We start from the raw sequence: 13,206 nt of genomic DNA, 5'->3' as shown, positions 1-13,206 counted from the left end.
GGAACGATCGGTAAAGGGAGTTTGGCAGGATAAGAAAAACGGCCCGAAGGCCGTTTTCTGTTTACCGCTGAGGTTAGCCGCCGAGGTACGCTTCGCGCACTTTCGGGTCAGTCAGCAGCGCTTCACCAGTGCCTTGCATCACTACCCGGCCGTTCTCGAGAACGTAGGCGCGGTCAGCGATTTTCAGCGCCTGGTTGGCGTTTTGCTCGACCAGAAACACCGTCACGCCGTCCTTGCGCAGCTGTTCGATGATGTCGAAGATCTGCTGGATGATGATCGGGGCCAGGCCCAGCGATGGCTCGTCGAGCAGCAGCAGCTTGGGCTTGCTCATCAGCGCACGGCCGATGGCGAGCATTTGCTGTTCGCCGCCGGACATGGTGCCGCCGCGCTGGCTGAAGCGTTCTTTCAGGCGTGGGAAAAGTCCGAGGACCTTGTCCATTTGCTCCTGGTAGTCGCCCTTGGCGGTGAAGAACCCGCCCATGGACAGGTTCTCTTCGACGGTCAGACGAGAAAACACCCGACGACCTTCCGGCACCACGGCAATGCTCTTGCGCATGATCTGCGAGGAGTCCTGACCGACCAGTTCTTCACCCATGTAGCGGATGCTGCCGCTGTGGGCGCGCGGCGAACCGCACAGGGTCATCAGCAACGTGGACTTGCCGGCACCGTTGGCGCCGATCAGGGTCACGATTTCGCCCTGACGGACTTCGACGTTGACACTGTGCAGGGCCTGGATCTTGCCGTAGAAGGTGGAAACGTTTTCGAACTGCAGCATTTACGCTTCCCCCAGGTAGGCTTTGATCACTTCAGGATTGTCGCGGATCTGTTCCGGCGTACCGTCGGCCAGAGGGGTACCCTGGTTGATCACGACGATGTGGTCGGAAATGCTCATGACCAGTTTCATGTCGTGTTCGATCAGCAGCACGGTGACATTGTGCTCTTCACGCAACACGCTGATCAGCGCCTTCAGGTCTTCGGTTTCCTTTGGGTTCAGGCCGGCGGCCGGTTCGTCGAGCATGAGGATCCGCGGGCGGGTCATCATGCAGCGGGCGATTTCCAGGCGACGTTGCTGACCGTAGGCCAGGGTGCCGGCCGGACGGTTGGCGAACTCTTTCAGGTTGACCTTTTCCAGCCAGTACTCGGCGAAGTCCATGGCCTCGCGTTCGCTCTTGCGGAACGACGGGGTCTTGAACAGGCCGGACAGGAAGTTGGTGTTCAGGTGACGGTGCTGGGCGATCAAGAGGTTCTCGACCGCGGTCATGTCCTTGAACAACCGCACGTTCTGGAAAGTACGCACCACGCCTTTGAGGGCGATCTTGTGACCCGGCAGGCCTTCGATCGGCTCGCCGTCCAGCAGGATGCTGCCACCGCTCGGCTTGTAGAAGCCGGTCAGGCAGTTGAACACGGTGGTCTTGCCGGCGCCGTTGGGGCCGATCAGGGCAACCACTTGTTTCTCTTTCACGCTCAAGGCCACGCCATTGACCGCCAGCAAGCCGCCGAAGCGCATGCTCAGGTTTTCTACTTTAAGGATCTCGCGGCTCATTTGCGCAGCTCCATGTGAGGACGTTGCATGGGCAGCAGACCCTGAGGGCGCCAGATCATCATCAGTACCATCAAGGCACCGAACATCAACATGCGGTATTCACTGAACTCACGCATCATTTCCGGCAACAGGATCATCACCACGGCAGCGAGGATGACGCCCAGCTGCGAGCCCATGCCACCGAGCACCACGATGGCGAGGATGATCGCCGACTCGATGAAGGTGAAGGATTCCGGCGTTACCAGGCCCTGACGGGCAGCGAAGAAGCTGCCGGCAAAACCGGCGAATGCTGCGCCGAGAGTGAACGCGGAAAGCTTGATCACCGTCGGGTTCAGACCGAGCGCACGGCAGGCGATTTCGTCTTCGCGCAACGCTTCCCAGGCACGGCCCAGAGGCATGCGCAGCAAGCGGTTGATGACGAACAGTGCAGCCAGTGCCAGGAACAGCGCGACCAGGTAGAGGAAAATCACCTTGTTGATCGAGTTGTATTCCAGACCGAAGTACTCGTGGAAGGTTTGCAGACCCTCCGCGGCTTTACGTTCGAAGGTCAGGCCGAAGAACGTTGGCTTCTCGATGTTGCTGATGCCGTTCGGGCCGCCGGTGATATCGGTCAGGTTACGCAGGAACAGACGGATGATTTCACCGAAGCCCAGGGTCACGATCGCCAGGTAATCGCCGCGCAAGCGCAGTACCGGGAAACCGAGCAGGAAGCCGAAGGTGGCCGCCATCAGGCCGGCAATCGGCAGGCAGATCCAGAAGCTCAGACCGTAGTAGTGCGACAGCAGCGCGTAGCTGTAGGCGCCGACGGCATAGAAACCGACGTATCCGAGGTCGAGCAGGCCAGCCAGGCCGACCACGATGTTCAGGCCGAGACCGAGCATCACGTAGATCAACACCAGCGTGGCGATATCCACCGCACCGCGGGAGCCGAAGAACGGCCAGACCAGTGCACCGGCGATCAACGCAATGATGATCCAGCGCTGGGTGGTCGGCAGGGTCAGGAAGTTGCTGGCCTTGGCCGGAATCAGCGGCATGCTTGGCGAAGAACGCCAGGCCGAACTGATCTGCTGGTCGAACAGCACACGCAGGAACATCAGCACCGAACACACGGCGATGGTGATCAGGGTAGCGGTGCTGGTGCCATGCACTTCGAGGTTGATGCCGACGATGGTCAGCTTCAGACCGAGTACCGGGTAGGCCACGGCCCACACCAGCAAGGCGCTGAACAGCGCCTGTTTAAGATTCCTAGTCATACCTTCTCAACCTCCGGACGGCCCAGCAGGCCGGTTGGCCGGAACAACAGCACCAGAACCAGCAGGCCGAACGCCACGACGTCCTTGTACTGGTCGCCGAAGATATCGGCACCAAAGGCTTCCGCCACACCCAAAACGAGCCCGCCGAGCATGGCGCCCGGAATGCTGCCGATACCGCCCAGTACCGCTGCGGTAAAGGCCTTGAGGCCGACCAGGAAACCGGCGTTCGGGTTGATCACGCCGTATTGCATGCTCAGCAGCACGGCGGCGATGGCCGCCAGCGCGGCACCGATGACGAAGGTCAGGGCGATGATGTTGTTGGTGTTGATACCTAGCAGGTTGGCCATCTTGATGTCTTCGGCGCAGGCGCGGCAGGCGCGGCCCAGGCGAGAGCGGGAGATGAACAGGGTCAGGCCGAGCATGGCGACCAGGGTCACCACGAACACCACGATTTGCATGTAGGAAATCAGCACTTCATGTGCGCCACCTGGCCCGAAGGCAAAGTTGCCCGGAATCAGGTTGGGGATGGATTTGTCCTTGGAGTCCTGCGCCAGCAGAACCGTGTTCTGCAGGAAGATCGACATACCGATGGCGGAGATCAGCGGGATCAGACGGTTGCTGCCGCGCAAGGGGCGGTAGGCGATCCGTTCGATGCTGTAACCGTAGGCACTGGTCACCACGATGGTGGCGATGAAAGCGGCGGTCATCAACAGCGGAACACTGTCGAGTCCCATCATGGCCAGCCCGGCGATGGCGATGAACGCCACGTAGGAACCGATCATGTACACCTCGCCGTGGGCGAAGTTGATCATTCCAATGATGCCGTAAACCATCGTATAGCCGATGGCAATCAGGGCATACGTGCTGCCAATGGTCAGGCCATTAACCAGCTGTTGGAAGAAGTGATAGATGTCAGGCATTACAGCGCTCCTAAAAACCTGATACGCATTTCACTGGTGGAGTCATTTTCCCGCCCGAGCCCCGTGGATCTGCATCCACTTCGAATTCGGGGTTTGCCAGCGAACCGCTGATGACGGTTTTGAGATTTTCAGGTGGGGAGACTGGCGGATCACGCCAGCGCGGCCCAGATACATTCGTAAAACAAAGCCCACGGCACGCCGTGGGCTTTGTTGGCAGTCAGTCAGGCAGCGCCTTACTGAGGCTTGGCTTCAGTTTTTGGTTTGCCGAAGTGCCACTCGTAAACCACGAATTTGAAGTCTTTCAGGTCGCCTTTCTCGTCGAAGCTCAGGTCGCCGGTCGGGGTCTTGAAGGTGCCTTTGTGGATGGCTTCAGCCACTTTGGCGGAGTCTTCGGACTTGGCAGCCTTGATACCGTCGGCAATCACGGTCACAGCCGAGTAGGCCGGGAACACGAATGGACCGCTCGGGTCTTCTTTCTTGGCTTTGAACGCATCAGCCAGGGCAACGTTGGCCGGATCCTGGTCGAAGGATTTCGGCAGGGTCACCAGCAGGCCTTCGGAAGCGTCTTTGGCGATCTGCGAAATGGAGTCGTTACCCACGCCTTCCGGACCCATGAACTTGGCTTTCAGGCCTTTTTCCTGGGATTGACGCAGGATCAGGCCCAGCTCCGGGTGGTAGCCGCCGTAGTAGACGAAGTCGACGTTGGCTTGCTTGAGCTTGGCGATCATCGAAGAGAAGTCCTTGTCGCCGGCGTTGACGCCTTCGAACACGGCGACTTTCACGCCTTTCTTCTCAAGAGTGGTTTTGACGGCGGTGGCGATGCCTTCGCCGTATTGCTGTTTGTCATGCAAAACAGCAACGATCTTCGGTTTGACGTAGTCGGCGATGTAGTTACCGGCGGCAGGGCCCTGGGCGCTGTCCAGACCGATGGTACGGAAGACCATTTTGTAACCACGGGCGGTGATGTCCGGGCTGGTGGCAGCCGGGGTGATCATGATCACGCCTTCGTCTTCGTAGATGTCCGAAGCCGGTTGAGTGGAGCTGGAGCACAGGTGACCCACCACGAACTTGACGCCGTCGTTGACGACTTTGTTCGCTACGGCCACGGCTTGTTTTGGATCACAGGCGTCATCGTATTCAACGGCTTCGAGTTTCTTGCCGTCTACGCCGCCTTTGGCGTTGATCTGTTCGATGGCCATTTTGGCGCCACTGAACTGCATGTCGCCGTATTGGGCTACAGGGCCGGTCTTGGGGCCGGCGATGCCGATCTTGATGGTGTCAGCTGCGAACGAATGGCTGGCAACCCCGGCCAGAACCATAGCGGCAAACAGTTTGGAAATCTGCTTAGTAGCCTTAGTCATAGTGCTCCACTCTTACTGTTGTAGTTTTTATAGTCCTGGCGCCGTTGGCAGCAGAACCGGGTCAGATATCTACGACATCCCCCGGAAATGCCCCCCGGCAACTGTACCGGTACAGTGTAGAGCGCCGATTGTCAGCCTGGGAAGCTGGCGCCAGGGGGCAAAACTTGGGGGTGTCGCCATTTTGAAAGAAAAAGACAGAATTGCGGCGGGGCGTTGAAAGGCTTATAGCCAGATTCCGTGCATTCCTTGGCCTTCCTGCTCTTTTCGTTCAGTGACACAAATTGCATCTGGGTTTTTCTGCCAGACCACCGACGTTATCATTGCGTCGATTTCTTTTCCGGACCGGACCCATGACTGAAGAACCTAGCACCCTCTATGCCAAACTGCTTGGTGAAACCGCATCTATTACCTGGAAGGAACTGGAGCCGTTCTTTGCCAAGGGTGCCCTATTATGGGTCGACGCGAGCCTGGATCTGATCGCCGCGGCAGAGGCCGTAGCGAGTGATGAAGGCGAGAAAGTGGCTGCCTGGCTGGCCGAAGACCAGCTCGCCAAGCTGTCTGAAACGCGGGCGCTGGATCTTTTTGAACGTGATCCGCAGCTGTGGGCGGTGGTGGTTTCGCCGTGGATTATGATTCAGGAAAGGGCGCAGTCCTGATGGTGCGCACCTTTATGGTGCGTGGTGTGACCGCCCGAAAGTGTGTAGCCGAGTAGCGTGATGGCAGGTTGCCGTAGAGAAAGGCCACAGCCTCACGGTGACGTAAACGTAACGGGAACAGTTGAGAGAGCAGCCTGAGGGCTGCTTAATTGTTTCTGGATGTTGGAAAGTGGTGAATTGTGATCGTTCCCACGCTCTGCGTGGGAACGCAGCCAGGGACGCAGAGCGTCCCAAGCGGACGCAGTGCGTCGGATGAGGCATTCCCACGCCGAGCATGGGAACGATCTGGAGACGCTTAGTAGGCAGTTTTACCCGTATGGTTATTCAACGAAATAACCTTGGTCTTGCCTATGCGATGACGGTAGATCTCGCGCAGGTACTTGATTGCCTTCTTCACGCAATCCCGGGACAGGCGGATATCGTTGATCGAAACGAACTTGTCCTTGTCGTTGATCAGCTCGCGGTATTTCTTCTCGTACATCGGTTTGATCGCGTACCAGTTGGTATCGAGGATCTTCGCCGGGTTCTCGAATTCGTTGAGCAGGTCGTCGATCAGGTCCTCGTCAAAGTGTTCATTGATGATGAAGTCCAGGATCGAGTTGTCCAGCGTCTCGTCGAAGCGGTACGGGTTTTTCGCGAAGCAACGTTTGATGAACGCCACGATCAGGGTCAGGAAGTCGTCCGACAGGCACGGGCTCTTGGCGATCAGGGTGGTCAGCGACAGGTTGGCCGAGGCGCCGATCACCAGCGCGTAACGCTTGAGTGTGGTGTTGGGGAACAGGCTGTTGAGGTGCGTCTTCAACCGGTTCAGGTCCATGTACGACAGCTTGTAATCCTTCGGCAGGGAAACGATCGACACCACCGACGAGCAGTTCTTGAAGAAGTGCAGGTCGTGCAGCGCGGCGGCGTCATAACCCGAATTCTTGTACTGCTCCAGCGATGCGCGATAACGCTTGGACTCGATCGGCAACAGACTGATGCCTTCGATGGCCTGGGTGACTTTGTTGAAGTGCGGCAGGTCGATCGAGCGGAAGAACAGGTCGTCGATGTTCAGGCGCTGCGGCTCTTTCTCGAAGACCTTGAATTTGTCGCTGCTTGGCGGCGGGGTTTCCGGCACCACGGATTCGGCATAGGCAATCGCCACGGGGCCGGCCAGGCTCATGAACAGGTCGTTGGCGTCCAGGCGGATGGTTTCACCGATGTCGATGCCGGCGCGGCGGAAATAGTTCTGATCGTAGTCAGTCGTAACCGCCTGCGCTGTCAGAATGTTGAAGATCTGCTGCGAAATGTATTGATTGGCGTGCTTTTCCATCGCATTGACATCAATGTTCTGGATGTTGCCGTCATCGTTTTCCTCGGCATAACGCATGATGTCGTTGGAGATCAGCATCATTGCGTTCCATGGGCGGATACGGCCCATGACGCTCGCTTCGCTGCTGTCTTCATTGGCGAAGTTGTAGGAGAAGTCCCATTCTTCCGACAGGTATTTGCACAGCAAGCGACCGGCGTTGATGTGCAGTGCTTCGGACATTTCGCTGCGATGATCGGAAATGTTCGGCAGTACGCAGATGCCGCTGGTGAAGATCGGTTCGAAGACGAAGGAGTGGCCGCTCTTGCTGTCGTGCTCGTCCATCGGTTTGGTGTCGAACGTCTTGTTCATGTACGAGTGCTGCTGGGCCAGGCCGAATTCCGAGGCCATGCCCGAACCGGTACCGCCGCCAGCACTGAAGATCGAGAAATACAGGCGCGACTGGTTGGCCTTGATGCCACAGCTGTCGATCAGGTACGAGTGAATCATTTTCCAGTCAGGGCTGGAGAAACGCTGGGTGTCCTTGTTCAGGATGATCTTGGCCAGGTACTGGCCGAGAATCGGCGCGTTACCGGCGCCACCGGCATGGACTTCCGACAAGTCCATGATTTTCATTTTGCTGTAATCGCGCAGGAAGCCGCTTTTTTCGCCTTTGCGCGAGAAGCGGATGCGACCGGCGATGTCTTTGTCCAGGTCGCCGAGCATCACCAGTGGCTCGACCAGAAATACCGGCTTGGTGTTTTTGTTCTGGCCCAGGCGCAGGTTGTTGCGGATCCACTGGGCCGGACTGTAGCCCTTTTCGGCAAAACGTTTGTCCGGCGACAGGCGATCTTCGCTGTTGAATTCGTTGAGGTAGAACTTGCGGGCGTTGTACACCAGCTCCGCGACATCCAGCGCAATGTTCGAACCGCAGCGGCCCAGGCCGATCAGGCACACCGACGGGAATTCCTGATCGCTGTACTGTTCGTTGTCGCCTTCCAGGTGGGGCGGACGCGGGAACACCATGTCGCGCAGGCCGTCGAGGTTGTCGAGGATGCGGTCGGTATTGGTTTCGGTGAAGTACAGGTATTGCTGGCTCGCCAGCGGGCGCGATGGCGGCAATGGCTTCGACGGTGCGGGGCTGTTCGCCGCCGGGCTCAGCGTCAGGTCGGAAATCGCGGTGGCCGGGTTATTTTTAGAAGTCATTGTTCGCCATGTACCTGGGCTGGTTGGTCGGGCGACAGGCTGTCGTCAAACCGTCACGGAATAAGATCTCGCGTCTTTTATCAGCGCGTATTTGGCCCAAGCGTCAGTGCCGTGGCCTGAACGTCGCTCGGGGGAATCCTTTCCTAAGTCATGATAAATCGGCCAAGATTTGGCGATCTTTAATCAAAAGGAGGCAAAATGATGTCAATGCTACCTTCGCTGGGTTTTGCCGGAATTGGCTTGATGGGGTTGCCGATGTGCCGGCGATTGCTCGCGGCGGGTTACCCGCTGACGGTGTGGAATCGCAATCCGGCCAAGTGCGCGCCGCTGGTCGAGGCCGGGGCACGTCAGGTCGCGACCCCGGCCGAACTGTGCCAGCACGCCGACGTGGTGATGCTGTGCCTGGCGGACACGGCGGTGGTGCGCGGTGTGGTATTCGGCACCGCGGGAGTGATCGAGGGTGCGAAAAATGGCCAGTTGCTGGTGGACTTTTCCAGCCTGGAACCGACGGCAACGCGTGAAATGGCAGCTGAGCTCGTCAGCAAAACCGGCATGGGCTGGCTCGATGCGCCTGTGTCTGGCGGTGTCGTCGGGGCGCAGGCTGGCAGCCTGGCGATCATGGTCGGTGGCGACGGGACGGCGCTTGAGCGGGTTAAACCGGTTTTGCTGAGCCTCGGCCAGCGCGTGACGCACATGGGGGCGGTCGGAGCGGGGCAGGTGACCAAGGCCTGCAATCAGATGATCGTTGCCTGCAATGCGCTGGTGATTGCCGAAGTGGTGGCCCTGGCAGAGCGTTCGGGTGTCGATGCCAATTTGATCGCCGAAGCGCTGGCCGGTGGCTTTGCCGATTCAAAGCCGCTGCAGATCCTGGCTCCTCAAATGGCCGACAGTCGTTTCGAACCGGTGAAGTGGCACGTGCGGACCTTGCTCAAGGACCTGGACACGGCGGTGAAGTTTTCCCGCGAACAGGGCTCGGCAACTCCGGTCAGCGGTCTGGCGGCGCAATTGATGCGCCTGCACGGCGCCCAGGGGAATCTGGAAAAAGACCCGTCTACATTAGTGCAGATGTACCGTGCACCAGACTCAGCGTCGTGACTGAGTAGGAGTGTTTGCGCTGATTGATTTCATACAGCACCGGGAGCAATTCGGCGAGCGGTACCGGACGGCTGAGCAGGTAACCCTGAACGTAATCGCAACTGGCACCTTCAAGAAACTGGTACTGCTCGAAGGTTTCCACGCCCTCGGTCACCACTTCCAGGTGCAGGGTGTGGGCCATGGCGATGATCGCCTGGACAATTTCCATGTCCTGAGTCGAGTTGGGAATGTCCTGGATGAACGAACGGTCGATTTTCAGAGTGTTCAACGGCAAGCGCTTGAGATACGCCAGGGACGAATAACCGGTGCCGAAATCATCGATCGACAGTGACACGCCGAGGGTGCGAATCTGCCGCAACTGCACCAGCGTATCGGCGATGTTGCCCATCAGTGCGTTCTCGGTCACTTCCAGTTCCAGCCGTTGCGGCGCGACCCCGGCGTCACGCAGCGCCCGTTCGATTTCGGAGGACAACTCTTCGCGGGCCAGGCTCAAGGGCGAACAATTGACGGCGATCCTCAGCACCTCGCAGCCTTGCCGCGATAGCTCGCCCAAGTCTTCACACGCCTTGCGCAATACCCAATGGTCCAGTTCGGTGATCAGGCCGTTGGCTTCGGCAATGGTGATGAAACGGTCCGGGGCGAGGAAGCCGTGGGTCGGGTGTTGCCAGCGAATCAACGCTTCGAGTTTGCTGACCTGGCCGGTTTTCAGGTCGTAGATCGGTTGGTAATAGAGCATCAGGCCGGTGTCTTCACGCAGGGCGTAACGCAGTTCTTCTTCCAGTTGCAGTTCCAGCGTGGCGCGGGCCTTGAGGTTGGCGCTGAAAAAATTCAGACCGTTGCGACCGCTGCCCTTGGACTGATACAGCGCCAGGTCGGCGTTTTTCAACAGCTCTTCGCAGGATTTGCCGTCTTCCGGAAACACGCTGATGCCGATGCTGGTGGTCATCACCATGCGCCGTCCGGCAAGTTCAATGGGCTCTTTCATTTTTTGCATGATGCGCTGGGCCATGTGCCGCGCTTCTTCTCGATCATGCAGGTCGATGAGGATGCAGAACTCATCGCCACCGAAGCGCGCAACCACATCGGCGTGACTGCGTATGGAGCTTCTGATGTGCCCGGCAATGACCTTGAGCAACTCATCGCCGGCATCGTGGCCAAGGCTGTCGTTGATCCGCTTGAAGTGGTCGATATCGAGGAACAGGACCGCGAGCCTGCCGCCCTCGTGGATTTTCTCGCTGAGTTTCTCGGCGAACAGCTGGTTGAAACCGCGACGGTTGATCAGGTTGGTCAATGGATCGTAGTGCGCCACCTGTTGCAGGGACATGCGCGCCTGGTCCAGTTGGCTGAGCAACGAGTTGACCCGTTGCAAATCGAGTTCCTTGTGTTGCAACTTTTTGTCCGCCAGCGCCGCGCTGATACTGCTACCGATGATCAGCAGCGTCATGATCGCTACGGTCAGGCCGAGTTGAAAGTGATTGTTTTCTCCGGGCTGAGCCAGGAGGCTGTCGCTGGGCAGCACCAGATTGAAGGCAGCCATGCCGGTGAAATGCATGCTGATGATCCCCGCCCCGAGTACCAGGCTGGCACCGTACTTGAGCAGTTGATGAAACGTCCCTGTTTCGTTGCGCAAGTAACTCGACAGCAACAGGGCCGCCATGCTGGCGCCGATAGCGATCACGATCGACAGGCCGAACAACAGCGGTTGATAGTAGGCCTGCGCCGGCGAACTCAGTGCAGACATGCCCACGTAATGCATGGCGGCGATGCCCAGGCCGACACCGATGGCTGACCTGAAACATTGCCAGAAGCTCAACTGCGCAAGGCTGAGGGTGTGCATCGCCAGCCACGAAGCGAGCAGGGCGATCAGCAGAGAGGCGAGGGTAATGGGCAACTGGTAGTGGATATCTATCGGTGCCTGGAACGCCAGCATGCCGATGAAGTGCATGGCCCAGATTCCGCCCGCGAGGCATCCGGCGCCGACCCAGCGCCAGAGTCGCTGTGACGCCTTCTTTTCTGCATGAGCCACCCGCTCGGCCATGTCCAGCGTGGCAAAACTGCCAGCACAGGCAACCAGATAAGCCAAAAGCACCAGAAAAGGGTCATGTATGCAGTTGAGTATGACCTGCCCACTCTCTGGCAGCTCGGTAATGAAATGCAGACCAAGCCACTCCATAGCATGCCCCATCGATTACTTCCTGGCTGGCGCAATCAACGCCAGCGAATGTCATGGAGTATAGAGGTCACATACGGAACGCAAGCGATAGTGGCACATTGTCCTGCAATCCTTTTGGAATGAACCCTAGATTGTTTGGAAATAAAATGTTGCACAGGCCGCGCCGGAGACGATGGCTGGGTATCAGCTTTACGAATAATTACAGACAGCGGTGGGGCGCCTGACTAGATTGCAGGTTCCGGGCTCGGATGCACTGGCAGTGAAGCCCCATAACAATAAAAGAGACGGACCCATGCAGAACTCGACCCAAGCGGCGAATGCCTGGCGCATTCTGTTCCTGCTGTTCCTGGCCAACCTGTTCAACTTTTTCGACCGCACCATTCCGGCCATCATCATCGAACCGATCCGCATGGAATGGCACCTCAGCGACTTTCAACTGGGGATCATCGGCACCGCGTTCACAATCGTCTACGCCATTGCCGGCCTGCCTCTGGGGCGAATGGCCGACACCGGCTCGCGCGCAAAACTGATGGGTTGGGGGCTGGCAGCCTGGAGCGGGCTGACGGCGGTCAACGGCATGGTGGGAAGTTTCTGGAGTTTCCTGATCGTGCGCATGGGCATCGGCATCGGCGAGGCCAGCTATGCGCCCGCGGCGAATTCGCTGATTGGCGATCTGTTCCCGGCTCACCGTCGGGCGCGGGCCATGGGCATTTTCATGCTTGGCCTGCCATTGGGCCTGCTGTTGGCGTTTTTCACCATCGGTGCGATGGTCAAGGCCTTCGACAGTTGGCGCGCACCGTTCTTCATTGCCGCCGTACCGGGACTGATCCTCGCCGTCTTCATGTTTTTCATCAAGGAGCCCAAGCGCGGCGCCGCGGAAACCGTGCAGGTTTCCCAGGAAAAGGTTGATCGGCCAATCCGTCGGGTGCTGGCAGTACCCACCTTCCTCTGGCTGGTCATGGCCGGACTGTGCTTCAACTTCGCCACCTATGCCTGCAACTCGTTCCTGGTGCCGATGCTGCAGCGTTACTTCCTGATGCCATTGCAGGAAGCCGCAGTCGCGACCGGTATCATCGTCGGCGTGACCGGTTTGTTCGGCCTGACGCTGGGGGGCTGGGTCGCCGACAAGATTCATCAGCGAATCGCCAATGGTCGCCTGCTGTTTGCGGCGTTCAGCCTGATCATCTCCACGGTCTGCACGGCGTGGGCGCTGCATTCGGGGCGGATCGAGATCGGTGTATTCGTGGCGGTATTCAGCCTGGGCTGGTTGTTTGCCTACAACTTCTATACCTGCGTGTACACGGCGATTCAGGACGTGGTCGAACCGCGTCTGCGGGCAACGGCAATGGCGCTGTTCTTTGCCGGGTTGTATCTGCTGGGCGGCGGGTTGGGGCCGGTGGTTGTCGGCGCACTGTCCGACCACTTCGCCCACACGGCGATGCTCGCCGCGGGCGCCGGGCAAATGACCGAAGCGTTCAAGGCCGTCGGCCTGCACGACGCGATGTACCTGATTCCGGTAGCGCTGTTTTTCACCATGGTGTTTCTGGTGTTGGCGTCGCGGTGTTTTGTGCGCGATGCCAAGCGGATGAAGGATGGATTGGGAGGGGTGGTTTTGCCTGAGGGTGCTGTGGCGACGGCATAAGATCCAAAAAAGAAGGTCCGCAGTATTGCTGTTCACTTAAGGACGACCACTGTACTTGTGGCGAGGGAG

The 13,206-nt window shown here is 58.6% G+C and carries 10 protein-coding genes; 3 read left to right on the top strand and 7 right to left on the bottom strand.

Translation table 11 applies throughout. The features are described 5' to 3' along the window. Positions 1-73: 73 nt before the first annotated feature. The 5 genes from ASD60_RS22640 to ASD60_RS22620 form a co-directional block, all read right to left on the bottom strand. Positions 74-775, bottom strand: coding sequence for an ABC transporter ATP-binding protein (locus ASD60_RS22640; protein WP_034146751.1), 702 nt, complete (start codon positions 773-775; stop codon positions 74-76). Beyond that, the gene (livG, locus tag ASD60_RS22635) at positions 776-1,543 is read right to left on the bottom strand and encodes a high-affinity branched-chain amino acid ABC transporter ATP-binding protein LivG (RefSeq protein ID WP_056856115.1); all 768 of its coding nucleotides are present in this window, start codon (positions 1,541-1,543) and stop codon (positions 776-778) included. It lies immediately after the preceding gene. Further along, positions 1,540-2,796, bottom strand: coding sequence for a high-affinity branched-chain amino acid ABC transporter permease LivM (locus ASD60_RS22630; protein WP_056856114.1), 1,257 nt, complete (start codon positions 2,794-2,796; stop codon positions 1,540-1,542). Before ASD60_RS22630 ends, livG begins: the two co-directional genes overlap by 4 nt. Then, complete coding sequence (gene livH / locus ASD60_RS22625) at positions 2,793-3,716, bottom strand: high-affinity branched-chain amino acid ABC transporter permease LivH (RefSeq protein ID WP_056856113.1); 924 nt, start codon at positions 3,714-3,716, stop codon at positions 2,793-2,795. Before livH ends, ASD60_RS22630 begins: the two co-directional genes overlap by 4 nt. A gap of 233 nt (positions 3,717-3,949) precedes the next feature. Then, a complete protein-coding gene (locus ASD60_RS22620; RefSeq protein ID WP_056856112.1) occupies positions 3,950-5,077 on the bottom strand; it encodes a branched-chain amino acid ABC transporter substrate-binding protein in 1,128 nt (375 codons plus the stop codon). Positions 5,078-5,427: 350 nt separating this feature from the next. Here ASD60_RS22620 and ASD60_RS22615 point away from each other — a divergent pair, with 350 nt between their 5' ends. Next, a complete protein-coding gene (locus ASD60_RS22615; RefSeq protein WP_056856111.1) occupies positions 5,428-5,733 on the top strand; it encodes a DUF2288 domain-containing protein in 306 nt (101 codons plus the stop codon). A 295-nt stretch (positions 5,734-6,028) separates the two neighbouring features. Here the strand turns inward: ASD60_RS22615 and ASD60_RS22610 are convergent, their stop codons facing one another. Further along, positions 6,029-8,227 (bottom strand): hypothetical protein, encoded by a 2,199-nt coding sequence (locus ASD60_RS22610; protein ID WP_056856110.1) that lies wholly within the window; start codon positions 8,225-8,227, stop codon positions 6,029-6,031. Between the two features lie 198 nt (positions 8,228-8,425). Between ASD60_RS22610 and ASD60_RS22605 the strand changes: the two genes are divergently transcribed. Then, a complete protein-coding gene (locus ASD60_RS22605; RefSeq protein WP_177336599.1) occupies positions 8,426-9,322 on the top strand; it encodes an NAD(P)-dependent oxidoreductase in 897 nt (298 codons plus the stop codon). On the opposite strand, the gene ASD60_RS22600 is transcribed toward ASD60_RS22605, so the two are convergent. Further along, a complete protein-coding gene (locus ASD60_RS22600; protein WP_330219579.1) occupies positions 9,279-11,495 on the bottom strand; it encodes a putative bifunctional diguanylate cyclase/phosphodiesterase in 2,217 nt (738 codons plus the stop codon). The genes ASD60_RS22605 and ASD60_RS22600 overlap by 44 nt on opposite strands. Before the next feature lie 292 nt (positions 11,496-11,787). Between ASD60_RS22600 and ASD60_RS22595 the strand changes: the two genes are divergently transcribed. Next, the gene (locus tag ASD60_RS22595; RefSeq protein WP_056856108.1) at positions 11,788-13,137 is read left to right on the top strand and encodes a spinster family MFS transporter; all 1,350 of its coding nucleotides are present in this window, start codon (positions 11,788-11,790) and stop codon (positions 13,135-13,137) included. Positions 13,138-13,206: the final 69 nt, after the last annotated feature.

Origin of the sequence: Pseudomonas sp. Root562, assembly GCF_001427125.1 — a bacterium.
GTDB lineage: Bacteria > Pseudomonadota > Gammaproteobacteria > Pseudomonadales > Pseudomonadaceae > Aquipseudomonas.
Note: the sequence above shows the minus strand (reverse complement) of the source record. Positions and strands in the feature narration are given on the sequence as shown.

What these genes read in the sequence shown, in the direction of transcription:
- ASD60_RS22640 (WP_034146751.1), bottom strand. Translation starts at nt 775, where the DNA reads ATGCTGCAGTTCGAAAACGTTTCCACCTTCTACGGCAAGATCCAGGCC.
- livG (WP_056856115.1), bottom strand. Translation starts at nt 1,543, where the DNA reads ATGAGCCGCGAGATCCTTAAAGTAGAAAACCTGAGCATGCGCTTCGGC.
- ASD60_RS22630 (WP_056856114.1), bottom strand. Translation starts at nt 2,796, where the DNA reads ATGACTAGGAATCTTAAACAGGCGCTGTTCAGCGCCTTGCTGGTGTGG.
- livH (WP_056856113.1), bottom strand. Translation starts at nt 3,716, where the DNA reads ATGCCTGACATCTATCACTTCTTCCAACAGCTGGTTAATGGCCTGACC.
- ASD60_RS22620 (WP_056856112.1), bottom strand. Translation starts at nt 5,077, where the DNA reads ATGACTAAGGCTACTAAGCAGATTTCCAAACTGTTTGCCGCTATGGTT.
- ASD60_RS22615 (WP_056856111.1), top strand. Translation starts at nt 5,428, where the DNA reads ATGACTGAAGAACCTAGCACCCTCTATGCCAAACTGCTTGGTGAAACC.
- ASD60_RS22610 (WP_056856110.1), bottom strand. Translation starts at nt 8,227, where the DNA reads ATGACTTCTAAAAATAACCCGGCCACCGCGATTTCCGACCTGACGCTG.
- ASD60_RS22605 (WP_177336599.1), top strand. Translation starts at nt 8,426, where the DNA reads ATGATGTCAATGCTACCTTCGCTGGGTTTTGCCGGAATTGGCTTGATG.
- ASD60_RS22600 (WP_330219579.1), bottom strand. Translation starts at nt 11,495, where the DNA reads ATGGAGTGGCTTGGTCTGCATTTCATTACCGAGCTGCCAGAGAGTGGG.
- ASD60_RS22595 (WP_056856108.1), top strand. Translation starts at nt 11,788, where the DNA reads ATGCAGAACTCGACCCAAGCGGCGAATGCCTGGCGCATTCTGTTCCTG.